Raw genomic sequence first — 25,092 nt, forward strand, 5'->3', positions numbered from 1 at the left:
GTGTGGTGTCTCTGCTGATTCGCGGGTGTCTGGTCTGGCCTCATCGCTGGCAAGCCAGCGATGATCACTACTCGGTTTCGAGTCTTAGAAACAGGTTTCCATGCTCTCGATCACCGACAACTGCTCATCCACCAGCAACCCCACGCGCCACTTATCAAAGGTCAGGCACGGGTGCGAAGTACCAAAGGAAACGATGTCGCCGACGCGCAGTTCAACGCCCGGCGCCACGGTCATGAACGCGTGCTGATCCATCACCGCTGTCACCTTGCATGCACTGACATCATCGCCCTCCGCCGGCAACACGCCTGCCTTGTAACGCAGCAGCGGCACCGGCAGCCCGGCATCGAACGCCACATCACGCTTGCCCAGGGCAATCACCGCAAACCCCGGTTCCGGCATCGACTGTACGTGCGCCCAGACTTCCAGCGCCGGCCGCAGGCCTTCATGCAAATCGCTACGACGATCGAGCACGCAGCACTGCGCTTCTTTGTAGATGCCATGGTCGTGTGCCACGTAGCTGCCCGGACGCAACACACTGAGGAAGCGGCCTCCAGCGTTCTGCGCTTCGAACGATTCGGCGATCAGGTCATACCACGCCGATCCCGAAGCGGTGATGATCGGCTTGGGAATGGCAAACGCCCCGCTGTTCTGCAATTGCACCGCCAGACGCACCAGCGACGCGGCGAACGCGCGAATACCGCTGACCGCGTGATCACCGTGAATCACGCCTTCGTAACCTTCGATACCGGTAAGCGCCAACGAAGGTTGCGCGTTAATCGCTTTGGCCAGCTCAATGACTTCCTGCTCGCTGCGGCACCCGCAACGACCACCGACCACGCCGTACTCGATCATCACGTTGAGCTTCACCCCGCGCGAAGCAAAGTAGGCGCCGAGGTCGGCAACGTTGTCCGGATGATCGACCATGCAATGGAAATCGAACGACGGATCGACCAGCAGATCGGCAATCAGCGCCATGTTCGGCGTGCCGACCAATTGGTTGGCCATCAACACCCGGCGCACGCCGTGGGCATATGCCGCGCGGGTCTGGGTAGCGCTGGCGAGGGTGATGCCCCAGGCGCCCGCGTCAAGCTGACGTTTGAACAGGGCCGGGGTCATGCTGGTCTTGCCGTGAGGCGCGAGTTCGGCGCCGCTGTCACTGACGAACTTCTGCATCCAGCGAATGTTGTGCTCCAGCGCCCCGCGGTGCAGCACCAGCGCCGGCAGGCTGACGTCTCGTACCAGGTGCGCGCCGATGGCGGCATCGCCCTTTTCCACAGCAGTATTGATGGCAGTCGTCATGGTCAAACTCCTCGCATTCATTCGCGGCGCAGACAGCCGCGGTTATTCGTTGATTCGACGGGCGAGGCTGTTGGCACTCTCGATCAGAACCCGGCGATAGTCGTTGTAATTGTTCTTCGCGTCGGCCCGTGGGGCGACGATGCACAGGGTGCAGATTGCAACGCCGGAAGGGTCTTTGACCGGTGCCGCGAAGCAATGGGTGAAGGTGTCGGCAACACTGTCGAAGGAGAAAAATCCATCGATACCGGCCTGACGGATTTCTGCCAAAAACCGCTCCAGCGGCAGGCGTTCACCGTCGGGCAGGATGTAGTCGTCTTCGTCGATCAGGTCGATGATTTGCTGATCGCTCAGGTGCGCGAGCAGCAAGCGCCCGGACGCGGTCCATGGGATCGGCGCGTTCTCGCCGATATCAGAGGAAATGCGGAAGTGCCGCTCGCCCTCCTTCATCAGCGCCACGGTGTATTTGCGCCCGTTGAGCAGGCACATTTGCGCGGTTTCGCGAGTCTGGCTGACGATCTCCTGCAAGGCGTGATCGGCTTCGCGGCTGAGGTCAAAATGGCGCAAATGCGCCTGACCGAGGAAGTACAGCTGCCGGCCGAGATAGACGTGACCGTCCTTGCCCACCGGTTCCAGGATTCGCCGCTCCAGCAACGAGGCGACCAGTTCATAGACCGTGGATTTCGGGCTGCCGATGCCGTTGGCGATGTCATTCGGACGCAGCGGCTGGCCGACTTCCTTGAGGAAATCGAGGATATCGAACGCCCGGTCCAGACCTCGGGCCCTGCGTTTGATGGTGTCTTCGGTCATTTCAGTGGTTCCCATTCAAAGTCGCCGGGAGTTTACCGAGAGTATTGCATCGCTTGGTAGGCCGCTTTCGCGAGCAGGCTCGCTCCCACAGGGGATTGCATTTCAAATGTGGGAGCGAGCCTGCTCGCGAAGAAGTCAGCACAGATTTCAGGCCTTCTTCTTGTAAGCAATGCAATCAATCTCGACCTTGCAATCCACCATCATGCTCGCTTGCACACACGCCCGCGCCGGAGCGTGTTCCGGTTTGAAGTACTCGCCGAAGACTTTGTTGAAACTGCTGAAATCACGCGGATCGTCCAGCCACACGCCGGCACGCACCACATCTTCCAGGCCATAACCGGCCTCTTCGAGAATCGCGATCAGGTTCTTCATGGTCTGGTGCGTCTGCTCGACGATGCCGCCAACAATAATCTCTCCATCCACTGCCGGCACCTGGCCGGACACGTGCAGCCAGCCATCCGCTTCAACGGCGCGGGCGAATGGACGAGGCTGACCACCAGCGGCGGTGCTGCCGGTACCGTAACGCGTAATGCTCATGGGTGTTTCTCCTGATTACAAAAGTGAAAATTCAGAACCGCGTGCTTTTCAGAAACTCAGCCAGACGCGGTGATTGCGGGCGTTCGAACAGCTCCTTGGGAGGCCCCTGCTCTTCGATCCGCCCTTGGTTCATGAAAACGATTTTGTCCGAGACCTCGAAGGCGAAACGCATCTCGTGGGTCACCAGCAACATGGTCATGCCGTCTTCGGCCAGGCCCTTGATCACGTTGAGCACTTCGCCGACCAACTCCGGGTCGAGGGCTGAAGTGACTTCGTCGAACAGCATCAGGCTCGGGTTCATCGCAATCGCCCGGGCGATGGCCACGCGCTGTTGCTGACCGCCGGACAACTGACCGGGAAAGTGATTGCGCCGTTCCAGCAGGCCGACCCGCTCCAGCCATTTCTCGGCCAGCACCACGGCTTCATCCTTGTGCATCTTTTTCACCTTGAGCAGTCCCAGGGTGACGTTCTGCAATGCGCTCAGATGCGGGAACAGATTGAACTGCTGGAACGCCATGCCGGTCATGGCGCGATGGCGAGCGATGACTTTTTCACCATGGCGCACGCGTTTGCCGTTGACCTCGTCATAGCCGATCGATTCGCCCTCAAGCAGGATCTGCCCGCCCTGGAACTCTTCGAGCATGTTCACGCAGCGCAGCAGCGTGGTCTTGCCGGAACCGCTGGAGCCGATCAGCGTGACGACGTTGCCGCGTTGCATGCTCAGGTCGACGCCTTTAAGCACCTCCACCGTGCCGTACTGTTTGTGCAGGCCACGGATGTCCAGCAGTGGCTGGCCGTTTTGAACGTTGGAAACTTGAGCTTCAGTCATGGCAAGGCCACCCGCTTTTCAATGTGCCGGCCGAGTAATTCGATGCCGAAGTTGATGACGAAGAACAGAAAACCGGCGAACAGATAGAACTCCAGGGTCATGAAGTTCCGGGCGATGATCTGTTGAGTGCTGAGCAGCAATTCGGCGACGCCGATCACCGAAAGCAAGGTCGATGCCTTGACGATTTCGGTGGACGAGTTGACCCAGGTCGGCAGGATCTGCCGCAGTGCCTGGGGCAACAGCACATAGCCAAGGGATTGGTAAAACGTCAGGCCGATGGCCTTGCTGGCTTCCATCTGCCCTCGGGGCAACGCCTGCAACGCACCACGCACGATCTCGGCGACGTGAGAGCCACAGAACAGCGTCAGCCCCAACGCGCCGGCCTGAAACGCGCTGATCTGCCAGCCGAGCGCCGGCGCCATGTAGAAGCAGGCCAGGACCAGCACAAACACCGGGGTGCCGCGAATAAAGTCGACGTAAAAGCGGAACGGTGCGCGCATCCAGAACTTGCCGTAGGTCAGCACCAGACCGGCAAACACACCGAGAATCGTGCCGAACAGAATCGCCAGCGCCGAGGCCTGCACACTGGTCAGGAAGCCTTGCCAGAGTGGCTCGCGCGCCACCCACAATTCATGCAACCAACTGGGGGATTCGTACATCGCAGCCTCCTATCGGCGGATCGCCAGACGCTGCTCGAGATACCGCAGCAGCATGGCAATGAGGTAACAGGCCGCGACATACAGCGCCGTGGTCACCAGCCAGGTTTCGATCACCCGGTAGCTTTCGACGTTGATCTTGCGCGCGTAATAGGTCAGCTCCGGCACCGCAATCGCGGCGGCCAGCGAGGTGTCCTTGAACAGCGAAATGAAGTTGTTCGACAGCGCCGGCAGTACGTTGCGCAGCATCACCGGCACGGTGACGTAGGCTTTCACTTGCCACTCGCCCAGACCGATCGCCAGCCCGGCTTCGCGCTGACCTTTCGGGATGCTGAGCAAACCACCTCGGAACACTTCGGTCAGGTACGCCCCGGCATACAGCGACAGGGTGATGATGAACGACGGGATCTTGTCCAGGCGGATGCCCAGGCTCGGCAAGGCAAAATAGATCAACAGAATCAACACCAGAATCGGCGTGTTACGGACCACCGTGACGTACACCGAAGCCAACACCCGCAAGGCGCGATGCTTTGACAGCAAGGCAAACGCCATCAGCAGGCCGATCACGCAACCGATGGCGATCGACACCAGCGCCAGTTCGAGGCCCAGACCGAGCCCCGCCAGCAAGGTGTCGAAATCGCGCCACACGGCGGCAAAGTTCAACTGATAGTTCATGGTCAGCAGTACCTTGAGCGGGGCGCGTTATCGGCGCCCCACTCTCACGGGATCATTTGAATTCGACAGGGAAACCGATGGCTGGGGACGGCAGAGCCACACCAAACCACTGCTTGAACGACGCCGCGTAAGTCGGGAATTCAACGCCGGTCATGGCTTCATGCAGCGCGGTGTTGACGAAGTTCAGCCAGTCCTGATCGCCGCGTTTAACCGCGCAAGCGTAGGTCTGTGGGCTCCAGGCGTAGGCCGGGCTGCGGTAGCGGCCAGGGTTCTGCACCATCAGGTATTTGACCGAGGACTGATCGGTGGCGGCGGCATCGGCGCGGCCGGAGTTCACCGCCTGATACATCAGATCGACGCTGTCGTACTGATCGACCTTGGCCTTGGGCAGGGCCTGGTGCACCAGTTCCTCGGCATAGACGTTTTGCAGCACGGCCACAATGACGCTGTCGCCGGCAGCCTGCAGGTCTTCGATTTCCTTGTACTTGCTGTTGTTCGGCAGCAACAGGCCGACGCCTTCGCGGTAATACGGCAGGGTGAAGGCGACTTGCTGAGCGCGGCTGGCGGTCACAGTGATGAACTGGCAGCTCATGTCGACCTTGTCGGTGAGCAGATTGGGAATCCGTGCATCGGACGACTGAACGACGAACTCGACTTTGCTCGGATCGTTGAACAGACCTTTGGCCACCATCCTGGCGATGTCGATATCAAACCCCTGCAACTTGCCATCCGCGCCTTGGAAGTGCCACGGCGCATTGGTGCTGCCAGTACCCACAATCAGTTTCCCACGGGCCAGAACACTGTCGAGCTTGCTGTCGGCTGCCTGGGCCATACCCATGGCAGCGGACGAAGCCGCAAGAACAAAAACACACGCTTTGAACAAAGAAGGTCGGCGATGCATGGCAAGCACTCCAGGATGTTGTTTATTCCGCTATACCGGAACTCGGTTTGTTACTACGGAATAGACAGCAGAAAGTGTGCCACAGGAAACGCGAGGAATCTGCAACCGATTGAAATGTTCGGGGAATCAAAGGGATACAAGAGTCGCACAAGAAGGTGTCTAGCGAGGTGCCTCCACCGTGCGCTACCGCAGGCCACACATTGCGGGTAGCGGGGCCACATCTCGGTGCAACATTATTGAAAGTGCACACCGGGTTTGCGCTGTCACCTGTCAACTTTGACAGTAGATCAACGCCTTGCGGAGTATTACCGTCAACCCAGCCGACATCACCAGTGCAACGAGGTTGATATGCGCCCTGTAACACAGCGTCCAGACCTGCCCGACACCTACCGCAAAGCCCTGAAAACCTGGCGGCCGGTAATCCTGTATTTCGCCAACGAACACTGCCCTGCCTGCGAATGGGCCGGGCCGATTTTTCGTCAGATTGCCGAGCCGTACCGGCATCGCGCCAATATCTACATGCTTAACACCAGCGAATCGCCGCGCCATCCACAGGTGACTGGCACGCCGACGGTGCTGTTCTACCAGGACGGCAGGCTGGTGAAAAAACTCAAGGGGATTGGCACTGAAGAAACGTTGGCGGCTGACTTCGCCCGGCACATTGGCAAAACCAAGGCACCAATGGTGCTGCGTAAGCAGCGGCATGATTTGAGTTGGCTTCGACGCACCTTGAGAAGCTATTGCAGCATCCCGCGTGCGCAGTCACTTCGACACCACGCGATATCCCTGTAGGAGCTGCGGCACGCTGCGATCTTTTGATTTTGTTTTTTAAGATCAAAAGATCGCAGCGTGCCGCAGCTCCTACAAGGGAGATTCGTGTTTACGCGGCCTCACGCACCAACAACACCCGCGTCACCCGCCGCTCTTCCACAGCCTTGACGGTCATCTGCCAGCCCGCATATTCCAGACGATCACCCATCATCGGCAACCGATCCAGCAAGCTCATCACCAATCCGGCCATGGTCTGGTAATCCTCGGTCGGCTCGGCGCCAAAACCGGTACGCTGGCGAACACGCGCCAGGTTCAATGCGCCACTGACCATGAAGCCGCCCTGCTCCTCGACTACGTCCGGGCCTTCGATTTCGCTGGCATCGGGCAACTCGCCGGCAATCGATTCGAGAATGTCGGTCATGGTCAACACGCCGACAAAGTCGCCGAATTCATTGACTACAAAGGCAATGTGGGTCGACGCCGCGCGCATCTGTTCCAGCGCGTTGAGGATCGAGTAGCTGTCGAGCAGATTGATGGTCTTGCGCGCCAAGTGCTCCAGATTCGGCTCAGCGCCGGCCAGGTACTCCTTGAGCAATTCCTTCTTGTGCACGAAGCCTAAGGGTTCATCCACAACACCATCGCGAATCAGCGGCAGACGCGAGTAGGACGAGTGCATCAACTTCGTCCGGATCGCCTCGGCATCGTCAGCCAGATCGATAGTGTCGACGTCGGCGCGCACGGTCATCAGGCTGCGGATCGGCCGCTCGGCCAATTGCAGCACGCCACTGATCATCACCCGCTCACGACGGTCGAACAGCTCCGTGCTTGGCGCATCACCGTCGTCCAACAGGTCGGAAAGCTCTTCACCAACCTCCTCCACCGCCAGTTTGCGCCCGCCAAGCAAGCGCAGCACCGCGTGCGCCGTGCGTTCGCGCATCGGGCGCAGGCCCTGCATCGAGCGTTTGCGTCGGGCACGGGCGATCTGGTTGAACACCTCGATCAGGATAGAGAAGCCGATGGCCGCGTACAGATAGCCTTTCGGGATGTGGAAGCCCAAGCCTTCGGCGGTCAGGGCAAAACCGATCATCATCAGGAAGCCCAGACACAGCATGATCACGGTCGGGTGCGCGTTGACGAAGCGGGTCAGCGGCTTGCTCGCGACAATCATCAGGCCGATGGAGATGATCACCGCGATCATCATCACCGCCAATTCATCGACCATGCCCACAGCGGTAATCACTGCGTCCAGCGAGAACACGGCGTCGAGCACGACGATCTGCGCGACGATCGGCCAGAACAGCGCATAAGCGGTGTTGCTTGAGCGCTCGCCGACATGGCCTTCCAGCCGTTCGTGCAACTCCATGGTGGCCTTGAACAACAGGAACACACCACCGAACAGCATGATCAGGTCACGGCCGGAGAAGCTCTTGTCAAACACCTCGAACAGCGGCTGCGTAAGGGTGACCAGCCAGGAAATACTCGCCAGCAGGCCCAGGCGCATGATCAGTGCCAGCGACAGGCCGATGATGCGCGCGCGATCACGCTGATGCGGCGGCAGTTTGTCCGCGAGGATTGCGATGAACACCAGGTTGTCGATACCCAGCACCAGTTCCAGCACGATCAATGTCAACAAGCCTAACCAGGCCGTGGGATCCGCTAACCATTCCATAAAACGTCTCGATCTCTCTTCAGTAAATTCAGGCTGCCGGACACGGCAAAGCGCAACGCAAAGGCTCTGGGGCCGCGTTATCAACAATAGACGGGTGTCGGAAAACCGGATGCTGCGAGTGCGTCAAGACCGCGCCATAGCGCGAGGTGAATGGATAACTGGGAGGCTCCGAGAGGGTGTTCATGTAGATCCTGAATGAAAAAAGGCCTTGAAGCGTACAGGCTGAAGTGACTTTTCCTACAGTCTCAAATCATTTCAAAATCTGTATTACCTGCCAGGGCGACACTTCAACGTCCGGCAAAACGCAATCGCGACAACTGCCGCAAATCCCCATCGACGTAATAATCATGGGTCCAGCGATCATCCACCGCCAACGGATTCACTTGCTTCAACGCCAGTTTCTTCGCGAAGTAACGAAACCGGTAATGTTCGTAAAACCGCAGCAGCTCGAGGCCATAACGATCCGCCAGATCGGTGTCGCCGCGAATGATCAGGTAGTTTTCGTCATTGCCGTTGCTGGCCGAGGCACTGAAGTTGTGGCTGCCGCTGATAATAGTCGGCGTGTCCGTCGTGAAGTCGATGACCACCGCTTTGGTATGCACCAGCAGATTGCCCTCCTGGCCCTTCATGTTCTCGCGCAGCCAGCCTTCCAGCCCCGTGTTGAGCAATGCGGTGGCGGCGAATTCGGCGCTGCGGTCGGCGTGAAAACCGGTGATTCGGCTGGTGGTGTTTTGCAGGCCGTAACGCAGGATGTCGTCGTGTGGCTGGCCGAGCAAAGCATTGAGAATCGCGTCAGGCAAGACGAACGCAGTGACGAACAGGACATCCTTCTTCGCCGCTTCGATGATCTCGACGAACTCGCGTAGATCGCCGCCGCCGGTGCGTGGCGAGAACCCGGCAAACAGCGACTGTGCAGCGTCCATGGGGTTGTGTTCGGTGATCCAGTCGCGGGTGGCACCGAGATCTTCGGGATCGTCCCAGATCCGTTCGAAAATCCGCAGATAGCTCGAACTCACGGGAGCGTCATCAAGCACATGCACCACATTCGCCTGCCGATAAACGCCATTGGCGGTGAAATTGGTGCTGCCGCACAACACGGCTTGCGGTTGGCGCTGTCCCGCTGCGTCGAGTCGGCTGAGGACGATGAATTTGTTGTGGAAGATGTTGTGCGTCACCCGCCCACGTTTGCTCGTCGCCGGCAGTTTCGCCAGACTCGCCTCGTTGATTGTGGTGTCTTCGTCGTCGATTCGAGCGTGATACAGCACTCGAATCTGCACACCCCGCGCAAATGCCGCATTCACGGCATCGACGATGGCCTGCAACTGATATTCGTAAATGGCAATGTCCAGCGCCCACTGACCATCAACCGCCCGTTGGATAAAACCCAGCAAACGCGCGAGCAAGCCGTTCTCCAGCCATTGCCGTGGCGCATCCGGCCAGGCTTCGATGGGCATGTTTTTGTTGGCGCTGATCTGAGCATCAAGATCGGGAAATTTGCGCTGGAACGCCTGGCTGGCAGCGACCGCACGGTTGAAGATCACGCTTTGGTTGGCCGGGTGACCGTCGTCTGAACTGATCGTCAGCTCCAGCGACTCGCCCAGTTGCGGCGCATCGGGCGTGCCATAAGCCAGGTGAACGCGATAGTGAATCGTCATCCCCGGATTGACCGCGTAATCGGCCCAGCGGAATTTTTGCAGCGGGGCTTTATCGCTGGGCGTGGCGTGAAACTGCGGGAAAGTGTGGGCTTTGCCGGGGAACGTCAGGCTGTTGAAGAGGAACAGCCACGGCTTGGCGCCTTGCTGCTTTTCGATGGCGAACCCTAGCAAGCCTTTGCGACGCGGCTCCGCGAGGTCCATCGCCAACAGCACGCCATTGGTGCCGGCGTAGGCTTTGACGCGGAAATCGTCTTGAGCATTCTTGACCAACACGCGCATCGATCACTCCTTGTGATTGGGCTGGGTGCAGCATAGAGCAAGAAGCAAAATTGGCTAATCATGCCAAACACTGTAGGAGCTGCCGAAGGCTGCGATCTTTTGATATTGTTTTTTAAGATCAAAGTCAAAAGATCGCAGCCTTCGGCAGCTCCTACAGGTACCAGAGCTCAATCAGCTCATCGATATGCCGATACTGCGCCTCCAGCGCTCCCGCCAGATCCTTCGCCCGACCCAACCGGATCGGCCCACGCTCGATATCGATCAACAGCCCCGGACACCCCAGCGCCGGCAATCCCGACCACGCCTTCAAACGTCCATCCGTGACTACCAGCAACCGCTGTTGCTCGGCGGGAAAGCGCTTGCGCCGCACCGTCAGCCATTGCTGCGCCTGATTCAGCGCTGCCAGCAACGGCGTACCGCCGCCCGCGCCCAATTCATCCAGCCAGATGCGTAAACCGCTGGACGCCTTCAAACCCTGCACCTGCCATTGCGGCGCCGCACCGCTGGCGGTCAACAACGCCAAACGCGCGCGCTGGCGATAGGCATCATCAAACAATTGCGCAAGCAGGCCTTTGGCATCGCTCAGTGCGTTATGACGGCGCGTTGAGGCCGAGGCATCGACGATCACCAGCCACAACTCATGGGGCGAACGCGTGCGCAGTTGAAACAGCAGATCTTCACGGCTTTGCGGACGGCCATTGAGCAGCGTTCCCGGCCAGTTCACCGAGCCACTGCGGGCTGCATGACGTTTGCCCTGGCGTCCGTTGTCGAGTTGTCCGGCACGGGGTCTGGCATTCGCCCCCACATCAGACCGGGGGCGAATGCCTACATCTTTTTTGGCCAGCTCGGCACTTCGCGACGGCTGCCGGTGGCAAGCGCTGGAGCCGGCATGTCGCCCCACTGGCCCTGCCCTTCGTTCGGGTTGGCCTGCGCGTTGGCTGGGGATTGCGCGGGTTGTTGCTGAGGACTCGACGGGGTTTGTTCACGACGACGATGGCGCAAGGCAAATTCGGCCACCGCGTCGATATCTTCTTCGCCGATCACTTCAGCTCCTCGCCATGCCGCGTGAGCGCGGGCAGCGCGCAACCACACCAGATCCGCGCGCAAACCATCGACGCCAGCGGCAAAACAACGCTCGGTGATTTGCGCCAGCGCCGCATCATCCAGAGGAATATCGGCCAAGGTGACTCGGGCATGTTCACAACGTTCGCGAAGGGTTTGCTGCTCGGTTTCCCAAAGCGCGCAGAACGCTTGCGGGTCGCTATCGAAGTCGAGACGACGACGGATGATCTGCCCACGCTCGGTCGGTGCAGTGTGGCCACTGAGGGCGACATTCAGACCAAAGCGGTCGAGCAGTTGCGGGCGCAACTCACCCTCTTCCGGGTTCATGGTGCCGATGAGGACGAACTTCGCCGAATGCCGATGGGAGATGCCGTCGCGCTCGATCAGGTTGGTGCCGCTGGCAGCGACATCGAGCAGCAGATCCACCAAGTGATCAGGCAACAAGTTGACTTCATCGACGTAGAGCACGCCGCCATCGGCCTTGGCCAGCACACCGGGGGAAAACTGCGCGCGACCGTCGCTCAGGGCCGCGTCGAGATCGAGCGTGCCGACCAGCCGCTCTTCGGTGGCGCCCAGCGGTAGCGTGACGAACTGGCCGCTGGCGAGCAGATCCGCCAGGCCTCGCGCCAGAGTGGTTTTAGCCATGCCGCGCGGGCCTTCGATCAGCACGCCGCCGATTTTCGGGTCGATGGCGGTGAGGCACAGGGCGAGTTTCAGATCGTCGGCGCCGACCACGGCGGAGAGTGGGAAATGTGGGGTGTCGGTCATTTGGATTGATCTCTGTCGTGGTCGTCGGTGTTCTTGAGAGTTTTGGTGTGTCAGGTGGAGTTGCCCTCACCCTAGCCCTCTCCCAGTGGGAGAGGGAACTGACCGAGGTGCTCTTTCAAGGTCCACCGACCTGAACTGTCGAGTCGAACTCAAGTTTTGAACGCCCTGCAAATCGGCTCCCTTTCCCCCTCTCCCCCTTGGGGGAGAGGGCTGGGGTGAGGGGGTGGCTTTATTGAAGCGCTACATGTCTTCTTCTATATCCAGCAACAAATTCTCCAGCGCCTCTTTATAGGCCCCCGGCTCCTGCCACATCCCGCGCTGTTGCGCTTCCAGCATGCGCTCGGTCATGTCCCGCAGCGCATGCGGATTATGCTCACGAACAAAATCCCGCGTTGCCGGATCGAGCAGATAAGCATCGGCCAGCAGCGCGTACTGGTGATCGTCGATCAACTGCGTGGTGGCATCGAAGGCAAACAGGTTATCCACGGTCGCCGCCATTTCGAACGCGCCTTTATAGCCGTGACGCTTGACCCCGTCGATCCATTTTGGATTCGCCGCCCGCGAGCGGATCACCCGGTTCAGCTCTTCTTTCAGAGTGCGGATCTTCGGCAGATCCGGCTGGCTGTGATCGCCGTGATAACTGGCCGCCGCTTCGCCCCGCAAAGTCTCGACGGCAGCGAGCATGCCGCCCTGGAACTGGTAATAGTCGTTGGAATCGAGCAAGTCGTGCTCCCGGTTGTCCTGGTTTTGCAGAACCGCTTGTACCTGACTCAGGCGCTGGACGAATTGTTCGCGAGCATTGGTGCCCTCATCAGAACCGCCATAAGCGTAGGCGCCCCAGTTCAGGTAAACCTCAGCGAGATCTTCGCGACTCTGCCACAAACGACCGTCGATGGCGCCCTGCACGCCCGCGCCGTAGGCACCCGGTTTGGCGCCGAAGATTCGCCACCCGGCCTGACGCCGCGCGGCCTCTTCATCCAGACCCGATTGCAACAGAGCCTCACGCTCGGCGCGCACCTTGGCGGCCAACGGGTTGAGATCATCCGGCTCGTCCAGCGCAGCCACCGCTTGCACGGCCGCATCGAACAAACGAATCAGGTTGGCAAACGCATCGCGGAAGAATCCTGAAACTCGCAACGTCACGTCGACCCGTGGTCGGTCCAGCAAACTCAGCGGCAGAATCTCGAAATCATCGACGCGCTGACTGCCGGTGGCCCACACCGGCCGCACGCCCATCAGCGCCATGGCCTGGGCGATATCATCGCCACCGGTGCGCATGGTCGCGGTGCCCCACACCGACAGGCCTAGCTGACGCAAGTGATCGCCGTGATCCTGCAAGTGCCGTTCGAGAATCAGCGTGGCCGACTGGAAACCGATGCGCCACGCGGTGGTGGTCGGCAGGTTGCGCACGTCGACCGAGTAGAAGTTGCGGCCGGTGGGCAATACGTCGAGACGACCGCGACTTGGCGCGCCGCTCGGGCCGGCGGGGACGAAACGGCCGCTGAGGGCATCGAGCAATCCGCGCATTTCCGCCGGGCCACAGGCGTCCAGGCGAGGGGCGACAACTTCACGCAGGTTGTCGATGATGGCGCTGACTTGCCCCCAACCCGCTTCCTGTAGGAGTGAGCCTGCTCGCGATAGCGGTGTTTCTGTGGAAGAGATGTCAGCTGACATAACGCCTTCGCGAGCAGGCTCACTCTTACAGGGGTTGTGCAGTGTCTTTGCGATCAACTCAGTGGCGAACAACTCCAGGCGCTCGCGGGTATCGCCGGCAGTACGCCAGACTTCATCGCTGACCGCTTGCAGTTCAACAGGACGCGGGCCCGTCCACGGATCAGCCAGTGCGCAATCAAGCGGATCAAAACCCAACTCAAACGCCTTGGCCAACGCCCGCAGCAGACTCGACTGCGCACCTTTGCCGTCGCCCCGAGGAATGCGCAGCAGCGCCAGCAAGGTATCGATGCGCAACCGCCCGCTCGGCGATTCGCCAAAGATGTGCAGGCCATCGCGGATCTGCGATTCCTTCAGATCACACAAATAGGTGTCGAGACGCGGCAGCCAGATCGCCGCATCGGCGTCGCTGTCCAGCGCCGCGTCGAGTTGCAGTTCACGGTCGATCTGCGTGTCACGCACCAGTTGCAGAATGTCCCGTTGCAACTCGCGGGCACGACGCGGATCAAGCAGTTGCGCCTCGTAATATTCGTCCGCCAGCAGTTCCAGATTACGCAGCGGCCCATAGGTTTCGGCGCGAGTCAGTGGCGGCATCAGGTGGTCGATGATCACCGCTTGCGTGCGCCGTTTGGCCTGGGCGCCCTCGCCCGGATCGTTGACGATAAATGGGTAGATGTTTGGCAGCGGCCCGAGCAACGCATCCGGCCAGCAGTTTTCCGACAGCCCCACGCCTTTGCCCGGCAGCCATTCGAGGTTGCCGTGCTTGCCGACGTGGATCACACCGTGGGCGCCGTAGGTGTTGCGCAGCCAGAAATAGAACGCCAGATAACCGTGGGGCGGCACCAGATCCGGGTCGTGATAGACCGCACTCGGATCGACCTGATAACCCCGCGCCGGCTGGATGCCAACGAAGGTCAGGCCAAAGCGCAGGCCGGCGATCATCATTCGCCCGTCGCGATACATCGGATCGTTTTGCGGCGAGCCCCAACGCGCGACTACCGCAGCGCGATTGGCCTCGGGGAGCGCGTTGAACATCAACAGATAGTCGTCCATCGCCAGACTTTGCTGGCATGGACGCAGATCAATCGTGTCGAGATCGTTGCTGACGCCGCCGAGCAATTGCTGAATCAACTCGGTGCCGGTATCCGGCAACTCTGCCGTGACCGGATAACCCTCAGCTTGCAATGCGCGAAGGATATTCAGCGCCGCCGCCGGCGTGTCGAGGCCGACGCCGTTACCGATGCGTCCGTCGCGGGTCGGGTAGTTGGCGAGAATCAGTGCAATCCGTTTCTCGGCATTCGGCACCCGGGCCAGATCGATCCAGCGGCGCGCCAGTTCGGCGACGAAATCCATGCGCTCGGGTTGCGCCCGATAGCAGACCACATCGGACTGGCTGCGCTCGCTGCGCCAGGCCAGATCCTTGAAACTGATCGGCCGACTGATGATGCGCCCGTCAAGTTCCGGCAAGGCAATGTGCATTGCCAGATCGCGAGGGCCGAGGCCCTGCTCGCTATCACGCCAGCCGGGTTCGTTGTCCTGGGCGCAGATCGCCTGAATCACCGGAATGTTGCGACGAAACGGCCGCAGATCCGGTGCTTCAGGACTGGATTGAGCAAAACCGGTGGTGTTGAGAATCACCCCCGCCTCGACTTCATCCAGCCAATCCTCGACCACCGAGAGGCAGCCGGGCTCTTTCAAACTGGCTACCGCGATCGGCAACGGATTCAATCCCGCTGCTTGCAAACGCTGGCAGAAAACATCGATGAACGCCGTGTTCGCCGCTTGCAGATGCGAGCGGTAAAACAGCACCGCCGCCACCGGTTGCTCGGGCAGCCATTCGGCTTGCCAGTCACTCAGTGCGGCGGAGGTTTTTTGCGGATGGTAAATCGCCGTGCGCGGCAGGGTTTGCGGCTCGCCCCAGGTGTAATCACGGGCCAGCCAACGGTTGGCCAGACAGCTGAAGAAATCCAGCGCGTTGCCCATGCCGCCCTGGCGCAAGAACTGCCAGAGCCGGTCGCGATCCTCGGCTGCGACGGTGCTCAGATCGCTGAGTTCCGGATCGGGGCGATCGCAGCCCGGGACCATGATCACCTGCACGCCACGCTCGGCGAGCTCGACCAAACGCTCGACACCGTAGCGCCAATACGCAATGCCGCCGTGCAGCGAGATCAGAATCACCTTGGCATGGCGCAACACTTCGTCGACGTACAAATCGACCGAGGCGTGATTCTGCACCTGCATCGGGTTGGCCAGACGCAGGCTCGGATAATCCTCGGGCAACTGCTGCGCGGCTTCGGCGAGCAGCGCCAGGCTGGAGTCGCCGCTGCACAGGATCACCAGCTCGGCGGGGGTTTGGCCAAGGTCGGCAATGTTGTCATCCGACACGAAACCGCCGGGCTGGGTCCTGAGCAGGTGCATGGCTTAAACGCTAAGCGCAGCGCGCAGTTGCGCTTCGAGTTGAGCGGCGTCGAGTTCCTGACCGATCAGCACCAGACGCGTGACGCGCGCTTCTTCGGCGCCCCACTGACGGTCGAAATGCTTGTCGAAACGCGTGCCCACGCCTTGAATCAGCAAGCGCATCGGCTTGTTCGGGATCGCTGCAAACCCCTTCACGCGCAGGATGCCGTGCTGGACCACCAGTTGCGTCAGGGCGTCGAGCAGCAGGCTTTCGTCGGCTTGCGGCAGCTCGATGGAGATCGAATCGAAAGCGTCGTGATCGTGGTCATCATGGTCGTCGTCACCGTCGTGGTGGTGATCGTGATGGCTGTGGCGGCTGTCGATGTGTTCTTCGGAACCGGCGCCGAGGCCGATCAGCACGTCCAGCGGCAGGCGACCGTTGCTGGCTTCGACGATTTTGACTGCTGGCGGCAGTTCTTCGGCGACTTCAAGGCGTACGCGCGCAAGGTCTTCCGGGCTGGTCTGATCGGCCTTGTTGAGGATGACCAGATCGGCGCTGGCCAGTTGGTCGGCGAACAGCTCGTGCAGCGGCGATTCGTGGTCCAGGTTCGGGTCGAGTTTGCGCTGGGCGTCGACCTGATCCGGGAACGCGGCGAAGGTGCCAGCAGCCACGGCCGGGCTGTCGACCACGGTGATCACCGCGTCAACGGTGCAGGCGCTGCGGATTTCCGGCCATTGGAAGGCTTGTACCAGTGGTTTTGGCAGGGCCAGACCGGAGGTTTCGATGAGGATGTGGTCGAGGTCGCCGCGACGGGCAACCAGTTCGCGCATCACCGGGAAGAACTCTTCCTGAACGGTGCAGCACAGGCAGCCGTTGGCCAGTTCGTAAACGCGGCCGGTGGCTTCTTCTTCGGTGCAACCGATGGTGCATTGCTTGAGGATCTCACCATCGATGCCCAGCTCGCCGAACTCGTTGACGATCACCGCGATGCGGCGGCCCTGAGCGTTGTCGAGCATGTGCCGCAGCAACGTGGTTTTGCCCGAGCCGAGGAAGCCGGTGACGATGGTGACGGGGAGTTTGGCCAGTGTTTTCATCGGATGCCCTTTGGCAAGGTGGCGGGCATACGGGACGAGAACCGGCAACGCGAGCACGCGCCGGAAGCATTCGCCACCGGATCACCCCGCCCGGTTGTAGTGAGAATCTGTGACGAGGCAGGTCTCCTGGCTGACGGTGTTCAGGCGTTGGGGCCTGGCGTTTGCTGCGCCTTCCCGCTGGCGCCCTTTTGCAGGGGCTGGCAGTGGCGTGGCAGCGAACATCACCGTTCACAGTTGCGGGGGCAGCCGCGGCTTTGACCGCGTTCCCTTCTTAGCTTCGGCACGCGCCGAAGAACCTCGAAAGCGCAAGGCTACGCATGGCTTGCTTATGGGTCAATGTTTGGTTTGGGGGCATATCCGTTGCTGCGGGTGTTGCTGATTAGGGTTCCGCCCTTACGGCGGGTCACTTTTTCCAGACGCCGAAAAAGTAACCAAAAAGGCTGCCCCCTGACGTACGGCACTTCGCCTAGGCTCAGTGTTCCCTCGCTACGGTGTCCATCCGGGGGCATCGCCTACGGTTTGCTTCGCTGCACCTCCTCTCGATGGATGCGGCTTCGCCGCACGGCGCTGCGCGCCAACCCCCCGGATGAACACCTTCGCTCGGCCTGCCGATGGGCTGAAGAGCAAGATCAAAAGCCAAAGCCAAAGCCAAAGCCAAAGCCAAAGCCAAAACAGATCAAAAGATCGCAGCTTCGGAAGCTCGCAAGGAATGAGTACACCCACCAGAGCTTGGTCGGCTGTCAGGCCGCCATCGCTGGCAAGCCAGCTCCCACAGGGATTGGGTACATTTGATAGAGATTGGTCGGCTCGTAGGCCGCCATCGCCAGCAGGCTGGCTCCCACAGTTTCGAGCCGCGCGAACCCTGCGGCGCATGCCGCCCCACTCAACACAATGAGCGTTAGCTCGAGTACCGCTCTTGACCTAAAACGCCCGTCGGCAGGCTGAGCGGAGGGATTGATCCGGGGGTGGGAGCGCAGCGACCGTTTGGCGAAGCCAAACACATCGAAAGGAGGTGCAGCGAAGCAAACCGGAAGCGATGCGCCCGGATCAATCCCGGAGCGAAGGAACCCGAGCCACAGCGAGGGCCGAACGTCAGGGCACAGACCTTTGGTTACTTTGGGGCGTTTGCCAAAGTGACCCGCCGTAAGGGCGGAACCGTAATAAGCCATCACCGCAGCAACGGATATGCCCCCATTCAATTGACTCAAATCCCCCCAACATGCTCTCCTACGCAACTTGTTACGGGTGCCCTTCACAGGGTGAAACGGGAAACCGGTGAATCATGTGCTTTACTCTAAAGCCATGTCAGTCCGGTGCTGCCCCCGCAACGGTAAGCGAGAGAAGCGTCGAATCCACTGTGCCATGACGGCATGGGAAGGTGACGCTTGCAGGTCGGCCTGACGCCAACCCCTCGTGAGCCCGGAGACCGGCCCGCAACACACAGTGCGCACTTGCGTCGCTGAACATAACAAACCCGCGGTGGGCGGGCGCTGTTCGAACCCCTGCGTGCCCGATTCGCAGGGGTTTTCATGCGCTCTATTACCCCGCTGACATTCCAGAGGGAAGCGCCATGTCGATCATCAGCAGCACCGGCAGCAACACGGATAAAATCGCCAGCACCAGCACCCTGAGCCAACGCCTGACCGCCGCCATCTTCGCGTCGATCCTCGGCGCCAGCCTGGTTTACTTCGCCGGTTTCTCGCACATCGAAGCAGTGCACAACGCCGCCCACGATACCCGCCACAGCGCCGCGTTCCCGTGCCACTGAGACCTGCCGACATGATCAAGCGAATTGCGCAAACCGCAGGTTTCACCGGTCTTCTGGCCGCCCTGCTCCTTACGCTGCTGCAAAGTTTCTGGGTTTCGCCGCTGATTCTGCAGGCCGAGACCTACGAAAAATCCGAACCGGCGGCTGAGGTTCACGAACACGCTGCCGGTGCCACTGCCCATACTCACGATGCTGAAGCGTGGGAGCCGGAAGACGGCTGGCAGCGCGTGGTATCGACCACCGGCGGCAATCTGGTAGTGGCCGTGGGTTTTGCCCTGATGCTTGCCGGCCTGTACACCCTGCGTGCACCGACCAAAACTTCGCAAGGTCTGCTCTGGGGTCTGGCCGGTTACGCTACGTTCGTTCTGGCACCGACCCTGGGCTTGCCGCCTGAATTGCCAGGCACTGCTGCGGCGGATCTGGCTTCCCGGCAGCTCTGGTGGATCAGCACTGCCGCCTCCACCGCCGCAGGTCTGGCGTTGATCGCGTTCAGCCGTCACTGGCTGATGAAGATCCTCGGTGTGGCGATCCTTGCAGTGCCGCATGTGATTGGCGCCCCGCAACCGGAAGTGCATTCGATGCTGGCGCCAGAAGCCCTCGAAGCACAGTTCAAAATCGCTTCGCAGTTGACCAACGTAGCGTTCTGGCTGGCCTTGGGCCTGATCAGTGCCTGGTTGTTCCGCCGCAAAAGCGATGGCCACTACCACGCATGACGAATAACCGCGCAGCGCCGACTTTCGTGGTCGGTCTGGGCTGCCAGCGCGGCTGCCCCGCCAGCACGCTGCGCGCGTTACTCGATCAAGCCTTGCAGGCCCATCGCATCGAACTGGAAGCAGTCAAAGCCCTGGCCAGTATCGACTTGAAGCGTGATGAGCCGGGCTTACAAGAACTCGCCGCACAATTGGCCTTGCCGTTGCTGTACTTCAGCAGTGAACAATTGGCCAGTTACCAGCAACAGCTCAGTCACCACTCGCAGATCGCCTATGAACGCACCGGTTGCTATGGAGTAGCGGAAAGTGCGGCGTTGGCACTGGCTGAACAACTGATTCAGGCACCGGCCAAACTGCTGATCTCCCGGCAAAAGTACGCGCAGGCGACGCTCGCATTGGCCGGCGCCGCGTAAAATCCCGATAATCCCTGCCATCGATCATGAGCGATCTTCATCTGAAGCATTGCTGCGCCTCTTTTCCAAAGGATTCAACGATGACTGTTTACTTCATCGGCGCCGGCCCCGGCGACCCGGAACTGATCACTGTCAAAGGTCAGCGGCTGATCCGCAGTTGCCCGGTGATCATCTACGCAGGTTCGCTGGTGCCGGCGGCGGTGCTCGACGGTCATCAGGCAGAAACCGTGATAAACAGCGCCGAGCTGCATCTGGAACAGATCATCGACCTGATCAAAGCCGCCCATGCCAAGGGCCAGGATGTGGCGCGAGTACATTCCGGCGATCCGAGCCTGTATGGCGCGATTGGCGAGCAGATTCGCTATTTGCGTGAGCTGGATATTCCGTTCGAAATCATTCCAGGGGTGACGGCTACCGCCGCGTGCGCAGCATTGCTGGGTGCCGAACTGACTCTGCCCGATGTCTCACAGAGCGTGATTCTGACCCGCTATGCCGACAAAACCGCAATGCCGGCGGGCGAGGAGCTGGGCAGTTTGGCGCAGCATGGCGCGACGATGGCGATTCATCTGGGGGTCAATCATTTGGAGAAGATCCTCGCTGAACTACTCCCCCATTACGGCGCGGATTGCCCGATTGCAGTGATTCACCGGGCAACATGGCCGGATCAGGATTGGGTGGTGGGAACAATCGAGGATATTGCCGAGAAGGTAGTGGCCAAGGGGTTTCGGCGCACGGCATTGATTCTGGTTGGGCGGGTGTTGGGGAGTGAGGTGTTTAGCGAGTCATCGCTGTATCGCGCGGGGCATGCGCATCTTTATCGACCCTGATTTGAAGGACTTTTGTGGCCAGACACAAAACCTGTGGAGAGGGGATTTATCCCCGATGAACTGCGCAGCAGTTCCAGTTTTGCGGCTGCTTCGCACCCGATCGGGGATAAATCCCCTCGCCACAAAGTCATTAGTCACTCATTAATCGCAGGCACAAAAAACGGCGCTCACGGGGCGCCGTTTTTTATGTTCGCAGTGAACACCTTACTTAGTAGTAGGCGTTTTCTTTCTGCGTGTGGTCGGTCACATCGCGAACGCCCTTGAGCTCAGGAATACGCTCGAGCAATGTGCGCTCGATGCCTTCCTTCAACGTCACGTCGGCCTGACCGCAGCCTTGGCAACCGCCGCCGAACTGCAGCACGGCAATGCCGTCTTCAACCACATCGATCAGGCTGACCTGACCGCCGTGGCTGGCCAGCCCCGGGTTGATTTCGGTTTGCAGGTAGTAATTGATGCGCTCGTTGACCGGGCTGTCGGCGTTGACCATCGGTACTTTGGCGTTTGGCGCCTTGATGGTCAGCTGGCCGCCCATGCGATCAGTGGCGTAGTCGACTACCGCGTCATCCAGGAATGCTTCGCTGAACGAATCGATATAAGCGGTGAAGCTTTTCAGCCCCAGCGCGGTGTCTTCAGGTTTTTCTTCGCCCGGCTTGCAGTAGGCAATGCAGGTTTCGGCGTACTGGGTGCCAGGCTGGGTGATGAAGACGCGGATACCGATACCCGGGGTGTTCTGCTTGGAGAGCAGATCGGCCAGGTAATCGTGGGCGGCGTCGGTAATGGTAATAGCGGTCATGGAAACTCCTCGCAGGCTTGTGGCGGAGTTTACGCCAATCGGCGCGCCGGACAAAGTCCCAGTATTTTTGTCAGGAAAGCGAACCAGACGCATCAGGCTGGCGACGGTCGCTCACGCCAATGCTGCAAGTGCCGATATCCGGCCCTTTCGATCCAGCGGTAACTGGCCCAGCTGCCGCCGGCGATCAGCACCAGACAAACCGCGATCACCCCGTGCGGGTTGAGCGAGTGACGCTGTGCCAGATAATGCCCAAGCATCAACACCAGCGTATGCAGTAGATAGACGGAATAGGAGCAGTCGCCCAACGCTTTGAGCAGCCGACTGTTTTTGGCAAAGCGCTCAAGGGACAGCGCCGCCGTCACCAGCACTGCACCCGGAACGCCCCAGGCCAATACCTGCGATTCGCCGAACCAGTAATAGATCGCCAGCAGTGCCATGGCGATTGCCAGAATCGGCAGCCAAAGACCCGGCCTGATCCAGCCGCGGTGATAAAGCATGCCAACGCCCATTCCCAGCAAAAACTCGAAGACCAGTTCCGAATGGTAAAACTCACTGATCCAGCCCAAGGCGGTCAGCCCATAGCAAACGCATAACAACAGAAACGCGACCACTGCTATCCGCGCATTGAGCGGGAACAGCAATGCGCCGGCAAACAGCAGGTAAAAAAGCATTTCGAAGTTCAGCGTCCATCCGACGTTCAACGTCGGGTAAACACCGAAGCCGCCGGGGTTTTCGCTGGCGACGAACAACAGCGACAACAGAAAATTCGTCCAGCCCAGCCGTTCATCGGGGAACGCCTCCGGAATTACCATCAGCAACAGTGCCGCCAGGAGCGTGTAAAACCAGTAAGCCGGCGCGATACGCATCAACCGCATTGTCATGAATTGCCTGGGTGTCAGGTCTTTGTCCGCCGTCGACAAATACATCACCAGGCCACTGATGACGAAAAATATATCGACGCCCGCCGCCCCTTGGTCGACAAACACTCGACCTACTGGCCCATCAGGCTCGAAGTTATAGAAAATCTGCATGACGTGATGCCCCACCACCATCCAGGCGGCCAGTGCGCGCAGCGCTTGCACTGAAATCAACATCGACGGCCCTCCATTGCAAAACTTTATAATTGACCACTTTGTAGGGGCTACGGGCGCCTCAAGAAGTTGGGACTGCCCGCGCACCTTAATCGATCAAAGATTCTCATAGCGGTTCATGTCCAGCACACCCTCTTCCACCGGTTCGGTCTCGTGCATGGATTGGCTCAGATCGTGGAAATAGAACCAGAATTGCGGATGACTGCGCCGAATTCCCCAGCGCTCGACGATTTTCTCGAAACGATTGGCGTCCTTGGCGTTTTCCATCGCATCGACAAACTCAGAGACCTGGTCTGCGGGAATGTTGAACATGAAGTTCGGATAGCTGCTCAGCACGCCGGGATAAATGGTCAAGGTGTCCAAACCTGGCTGATACCGCAGCGACTCACCAAGCAAAAACGCCACGTTGCTGTGCGCGCGATTGCGCAACAGGCTGTAGACCTCGCGTTTGCCGCTGGCAGTCTCGATGCGCAACATCGTCGCTTCCGGTAACTGTTCGATAACCTTCAGGCCAGCGGCCGGACGCGATGCCAGCCGACTCAGCGCTTGTTCGGCATTTTGCAGCGCAGGGTCGATATTTGGCCGCGAGCAGTAGGCGCCGTCGCAACGGTTGATCGGATCAGGCCGGGCATTGAGATCGCCATAGCGAGACAACAATTGCATGGCGAAATCGTATTTCGGGTTCTTCTCATCCAGTTTCAGCCCGGTCGGCTTGTCGTCGTCGATGGCTTCGTAATCGAGCCACATCTTGAACTGGCCGCCGCTCTGATACCAATCGTCGAGGTAGTCCTCGCGGGAGTCGGCTGGCATCAGGCGCAGGAAGTTCTGCTCGGCGCCGTTGCGGATCAGGTCGAAATACAGGCGTGTTTGCGCCTGATGTGAGACGTTGCCGAACACATCGAAGTTGACCGCCAACTGGTAATAAGTGCGCTCCAGCAGCGGATAGTCAAACAGCCACATGGTTTGCGGCACCTCGCCGATCAAGCCTTTGGTCACCGAGGCGCTGTCGAAGTGACGAAAAATGCTCAGCAGCGCGTTGTCGTTGCCGGCCCACAGGGTCGACCAGCTCGGCGCCGGCAAATCGGCATAGCTGTCGCGGCGCAGGGCTTCGTATTCGTTACGTTTGTCACGGTAATTGCGCCACAAGCCCAGGACGCTGCCGACATCGTCGTTCTGCCCGGGCATCGCCAGCAACGGTGTGGCCTGGCCGCGATAGTTCGGGTCGGTGATATAGAGGTCATGCTCCGGCGCCTGGAACAGCGCCCAGAAGTTATCGCGGATCACGTCGGTGGCGATCTGGCCACGGCACACCGGACCGCGAATAAACGTGCGGACGAAGTATTCGGCGTTATCGAGCATGAACTGATAGCGCGCCTGCGCCGGAATCGCCTCAAACGTGGCAAACGGATTGGCCCGGCTCTGTGGCCCATAGCCCGGCAAGGCGCTGACTTGCCAGTTGCCGCTGTAGAACAGGCTTTTGACCCGCGCCATCTTCGCCGCGCTCAGCGGATAAGTGATGTGGGTTTTGTGCACGATCACCCCTTGCACCGGCCACAAGCGGTAATACACCTGCGTCCCCGGATCATCGTTGGGGCGACGGGTGGCGATCAGGTCGATCGGCTGACCGGTCGGCGTGCGCGATCGCACCCACTGAAAGTAATGCCCCGGCTCGCCATCCTTGAAATAGATGTGCGCGAGATACCAGTGTTCGAACAACCAGCGCCCGACCAGACTTTGTCGGGCGCCGGGAGTGTTGAGCAGGTTTTCCCATTGGACGATTTGCATCGCCTCTTTGGCGCTCGGCGCCAGGCCTTGTTCGTCAATCGGCGCGCCGGACGCCAGCCAGCGTTGCAGGGTCTGGTATTGCTGATTGGTCAGCCCGGTCACGGCCAGCGGCATGCCCTCTTTCGGGTGAGCACCGGCATAGCCGTCAAACTCGGCGGGCATTGCACACATGTTTTCACGATTGAGGCCGAGCACAATGTCTTCCGGCAATTTGGCGTTGGGCGTCAAAGGAGTTTTGTGCCCCAGCTCCAACATGCGCGCCATCAGCGCGGCCTGACTGCCCTGGGCATCGAGCACCGAATAGAAGCCTTTCTGCTGCCAGGCACGTTTGCCGAAGGCGTCGTAAAACAATCGGGTAGTCGGCGCCGCCTCAGTGCGCTCGCCGTCGTAGACCGGCATCTTGCTTGCGCCACGGCCCACCCCTTCGCCACTGCCCAGATTGAGCTGACAAGCGGAGTCGTAGCACGCATGGCAAGCAACGCACTTCTCGGTGAATATCGGTTGGATATCGCGGCTATAAGAGATCGTGGGCTCTTGCGCAACGGCGCCCCAGCTTAAAAACAGCAACACAATGCTGATGACGCGGTACGACATGCCCTTGATCCCGATCCTGAAGAAAAACGCCGCGATTCTA

The 25,092-nt window shown here is 60.0% G+C and carries 21 protein-coding genes and 2 riboswitches; of the genes, 5 read left to right on the forward strand and 16 right to left on the reverse strand.

Features of this window, described 5'->3' with window-relative positions; translation table 11 throughout:
* Window positions 1–84: 84 nt before the first annotated feature.
* The 7 genes from ACA043_RS16290 to ACA043_RS16320 form a co-directional block, all read right to left on the reverse strand.
* Complete coding sequence (locus ACA043_RS16290; protein WP_497614195.1) at window positions 85–1,299, reverse strand: amino acid deaminase; 1,215 nt, start codon at window positions 1,297–1,299, stop codon at window positions 85–87.
* Between the two features lie 42 nt (window positions 1,300–1,341).
* Window positions 1,342–2,106, reverse strand: a complete 765-nt coding sequence (locus tag ACA043_RS16295; protein ID WP_187679954.1) for an IclR family transcriptional regulator — start codon at window positions 2,104–2,106, stop codon at window positions 1,342–1,344.
* Window positions 2,107–2,253: 147 nt separating this feature from the next.
* Complete coding sequence (locus ACA043_RS16300) at window positions 2,254–2,643, reverse strand: RidA family protein (RefSeq protein ID WP_007912330.1); 390 nt, start codon at window positions 2,641–2,643, stop codon at window positions 2,254–2,256.
* Between the two features lie 31 nt (window positions 2,644–2,674).
* Window positions 2,675–3,472 (reverse strand): amino acid ABC transporter ATP-binding protein, encoded by a 798-nt coding sequence (locus ACA043_RS16305; RefSeq protein ID WP_187679948.1) that lies wholly within the window; start codon window positions 3,470–3,472, stop codon window positions 2,675–2,677.
* A complete protein-coding gene (locus ACA043_RS16310; RefSeq protein ID WP_497657411.1) occupies window positions 3,469–4,131 on the reverse strand; it encodes an amino acid ABC transporter permease in 663 nt (220 codons plus the stop codon). The genes ACA043_RS16305 and ACA043_RS16310 overlap by 4 nt, the downstream gene beginning before the upstream one ends.
* Window positions 4,132–4,140: 9 nt before the next feature.
* Window positions 4,141–4,803, reverse strand: coding sequence for an amino acid ABC transporter permease (locus ACA043_RS16315; protein WP_003225455.1), 663 nt, complete (start codon window positions 4,801–4,803; stop codon window positions 4,141–4,143).
* 52 nt (window positions 4,804–4,855) lie between these two features.
* Window positions 4,856–5,704 carry a transporter substrate-binding protein gene (locus ACA043_RS16320; protein ID WP_497657412.1) on the reverse strand — a complete coding sequence of 283 codons (849 nt, stop codon included), beginning with the start codon at window positions 5,702–5,704 and terminating at the stop codon, window positions 4,856–4,858.
* A gap of 348 nt (window positions 5,705–6,052) precedes the next feature.
* Between ACA043_RS16320 and ACA043_RS16325 the strand changes: the two genes are divergently transcribed.
* A complete protein-coding gene (locus ACA043_RS16325) occupies window positions 6,053–6,496 on the forward strand; it encodes a thioredoxin family protein (protein ID WP_489879488.1) in 444 nt (147 codons plus the stop codon).
* Between the two features lie 88 nt (window positions 6,497–6,584).
* On the opposite strand, the gene ACA043_RS16330 is transcribed toward ACA043_RS16325, so the two are convergent.
* The 6 genes from ACA043_RS16330 to cobW form a co-directional block, all read right to left on the reverse strand.
* On the reverse strand, window positions 6,585–8,144 hold the full coding sequence (locus tag ACA043_RS16330; RefSeq protein WP_497657413.1) for a TerC family protein: 1,560 nt from the start codon (window positions 8,142–8,144) through the stop codon (window positions 6,585–6,587).
* Between the two features lie 287 nt (window positions 8,145–8,431).
* Complete coding sequence (locus tag ACA043_RS16335; RefSeq protein WP_497657414.1) at window positions 8,432–10,078, reverse strand: phospholipase D-like domain-containing protein; 1,647 nt, start codon at window positions 10,076–10,078, stop codon at window positions 8,432–8,434.
* 151 nt (window positions 10,079–10,229) lie between these two features.
* The gene (locus ACA043_RS16340; RefSeq protein ID WP_497657415.1) at window positions 10,230–10,883 is read right to left on the reverse strand and encodes a vWA domain-containing protein; all 654 of its coding nucleotides are present in this window, start codon (window positions 10,881–10,883) and stop codon (window positions 10,230–10,232) included.
* Window positions 10,884–10,903: 20 nt separating this feature from the next.
* On the reverse strand, window positions 10,904–11,908 hold the full coding sequence (locus tag ACA043_RS16345; RefSeq protein ID WP_187679826.1) for a magnesium chelatase ATPase subunit I: 1,005 nt from the start codon (window positions 11,906–11,908) through the stop codon (window positions 10,904–10,906).
* A gap of 240 nt (window positions 11,909–12,148) precedes the next feature.
* The gene (gene cobN / locus ACA043_RS16350) at window positions 12,149–15,997 is read right to left on the reverse strand and encodes a cobaltochelatase subunit CobN (protein ID WP_497657416.1); all 3,849 of its coding nucleotides are present in this window, start codon (window positions 15,995–15,997) and stop codon (window positions 12,149–12,151) included.
* Between the two features lie 3 nt (window positions 15,998–16,000).
* Window positions 16,001–17,071, reverse strand: a complete 1,071-nt coding sequence (cobW, locus tag ACA043_RS16355) for a cobalamin biosynthesis protein CobW (RefSeq protein WP_489879482.1) — start codon at window positions 17,069–17,071, stop codon at window positions 16,001–16,003.
* A gap of 99 nt (window positions 17,072–17,170) precedes the next feature.
* Window positions 17,171–17,386: riboswitch (cobalamin riboswitch) on the reverse strand.
* 911 nt (window positions 17,387–18,297) lie between these two features.
* A riboswitch (cobalamin riboswitch) is annotated at window positions 18,298–18,520 on the forward strand.
* A 121-nt stretch (window positions 18,521–18,641) separates the two neighbouring features.
* Here cobW and ACA043_RS16360 point away from each other — a divergent pair.
* From ACA043_RS16360 to cobM, 4 genes are all read left to right on the forward strand, one after another.
* Complete coding sequence (locus ACA043_RS16360; RefSeq protein WP_187679823.1) at window positions 18,642–18,839, forward strand: CbtB domain-containing protein; 198 nt, start codon at window positions 18,642–18,644, stop codon at window positions 18,837–18,839.
* Window positions 18,840–18,850: 11 nt separating this feature from the next.
* Window positions 18,851–19,552, forward strand: a complete 702-nt coding sequence (locus ACA043_RS16365) for a CbtA family protein (RefSeq protein ID WP_489879481.1) — start codon at window positions 18,851–18,853, stop codon at window positions 19,550–19,552.
* Window positions 19,549–19,962, forward strand: coding sequence for a cobalamin biosynthesis protein (locus ACA043_RS16370; RefSeq protein WP_401263825.1), 414 nt, complete (start codon window positions 19,549–19,551; stop codon window positions 19,960–19,962). Before ACA043_RS16365 ends, ACA043_RS16370 begins: the two co-directional genes overlap by 4 nt.
* An 80-nt stretch (window positions 19,963–20,042) precedes the next feature.
* On the forward strand, window positions 20,043–20,789 hold the full coding sequence (cobM, locus tag ACA043_RS16375) for a precorrin-4 C(11)-methyltransferase (protein ID WP_489879480.1): 747 nt from the start codon (window positions 20,043–20,045) through the stop codon (window positions 20,787–20,789).
* Between the two features lie 208 nt (window positions 20,790–20,997).
* Here the strand turns inward: cobM and nfuA are convergent, their stop codons facing one another.
* From nfuA to ACA043_RS16390, 3 genes are all read right to left on the reverse strand, one after another.
* Window positions 20,998–21,582, reverse strand: coding sequence for a Fe-S biogenesis protein NfuA (gene nfuA / locus ACA043_RS16380; protein WP_003225494.1), 585 nt, complete (start codon window positions 21,580–21,582; stop codon window positions 20,998–21,000).
* 92 nt (window positions 21,583–21,674) lie between these two features.
* A complete protein-coding gene (locus ACA043_RS16385) occupies window positions 21,675–22,676 on the reverse strand; it encodes an acyltransferase family protein (protein ID WP_497657417.1) in 1,002 nt (333 codons plus the stop codon).
* 93 nt (window positions 22,677–22,769) lie between these two features.
* Window positions 22,770–25,052 (reverse strand): fatty acid cis/trans isomerase, encoded by a 2,283-nt coding sequence (locus ACA043_RS16390; RefSeq protein ID WP_497657418.1) that lies wholly within the window; start codon window positions 25,050–25,052, stop codon window positions 22,770–22,772.
* Window positions 25,053–25,092: the final 40 nt, after the last annotated feature.

This window comes from Pseudomonas sp. LBUM1648 (genome assembly GCF_059716145.1).

Coding starts and splice junctions, on each gene's coding strand:
- ACA043_RS16385 (WP_497657417.1), bottom strand. CDS start 22,676: ATGTTGATTTCAGTGCAAGCGCTGCGCGCACTGGCCGCCTGGATGGTG.
- ACA043_RS16390 (WP_497657418.1), bottom strand. CDS start 25,052: ATGTCGTACCGCGTCATCAGCATTGTGTTGCTGTTTTTAAGCTGGGGC.
- ACA043_RS16315 (WP_003225455.1), bottom strand. CDS start 4,803: ATGAACTATCAGTTGAACTTTGCCGCCGTGTGGCGCGATTTCGACACC.
- ACA043_RS16335 (WP_497657414.1), bottom strand. CDS start 10,078: ATGCGCGTGTTGGTCAAGAATGCTCAAGACGATTTCCGCGTCAAAGCC.
- cobW (WP_489879482.1), bottom strand. CDS start 17,071: ATGAAAACACTGGCCAAACTCCCCGTCACCATCGTCACCGGCTTCCTC.
- ACA043_RS16345 (WP_187679826.1), bottom strand. CDS start 11,908: ATGACCGACACCCCACATTTCCCACTCTCCGCCGTGGTCGGCGCCGAC.
- ACA043_RS16310 (WP_497657411.1), bottom strand. CDS start 4,131: ATGTACGAATCCCCCAGTTGGTTGCATGAATTGTGGGTGGCGCGCGAG.
- ACA043_RS16305 (WP_187679948.1), bottom strand. CDS start 3,472: ATGACTGAAGCTCAAGTTTCCAACGTTCAAAACGGCCAGCCACTGCTG.
- ACA043_RS16300 (WP_007912330.1), bottom strand. CDS start 2,643: ATGAGCATTACGCGTTACGGTACCGGCAGCACCGCCGCTGGTGGTCAG.
- ACA043_RS16330 (WP_497657413.1), bottom strand. CDS start 8,144: ATGGAATGGTTAGCGGATCCCACGGCCTGGTTAGGCTTGTTGACATTG.
- cobM (WP_489879480.1), top strand. CDS start 20,043: ATGACTGTTTACTTCATCGGCGCCGGCCCCGGCGACCCGGAACTGATC.
- ACA043_RS16290 (WP_497614195.1), bottom strand. CDS start 1,299: ATGACGACTGCCATCAATACTGCTGTGGAAAAGGGCGATGCCGCCATC.
- ACA043_RS16320 (WP_497657412.1), bottom strand. CDS start 5,704: ATGCATCGCCGACCTTCTTTGTTCAAAGCGTGTGTTTTTGTTCTTGCG.
- ACA043_RS16325 (WP_489879488.1), top strand. CDS start 6,053: ATGCGCCCTGTAACACAGCGTCCAGACCTGCCCGACACCTACCGCAAA.
- ACA043_RS16365 (WP_489879481.1), top strand. CDS start 18,851: ATGATCAAGCGAATTGCGCAAACCGCAGGTTTCACCGGTCTTCTGGCC.
- cobN (WP_497657416.1), bottom strand. CDS start 15,997: ATGCACCTGCTCAGGACCCAGCCCGGCGGTTTCGTGTCGGATGACAAC.
- ACA043_RS16295 (WP_187679954.1), bottom strand. CDS start 2,106: ATGACCGAAGACACCATCAAACGCAGGGCCCGAGGTCTGGACCGGGCG.
- ACA043_RS16370 (WP_401263825.1), top strand. CDS start 19,549: ATGACGAATAACCGCGCAGCGCCGACTTTCGTGGTCGGTCTGGGCTGC.
- ACA043_RS16360 (WP_187679823.1), top strand. CDS start 18,642: ATGTCGATCATCAGCAGCACCGGCAGCAACACGGATAAAATCGCCAGC.
- nfuA (WP_003225494.1), bottom strand. CDS start 21,582: ATGACCGCTATTACCATTACCGACGCCGCCCACGATTACCTGGCCGAT.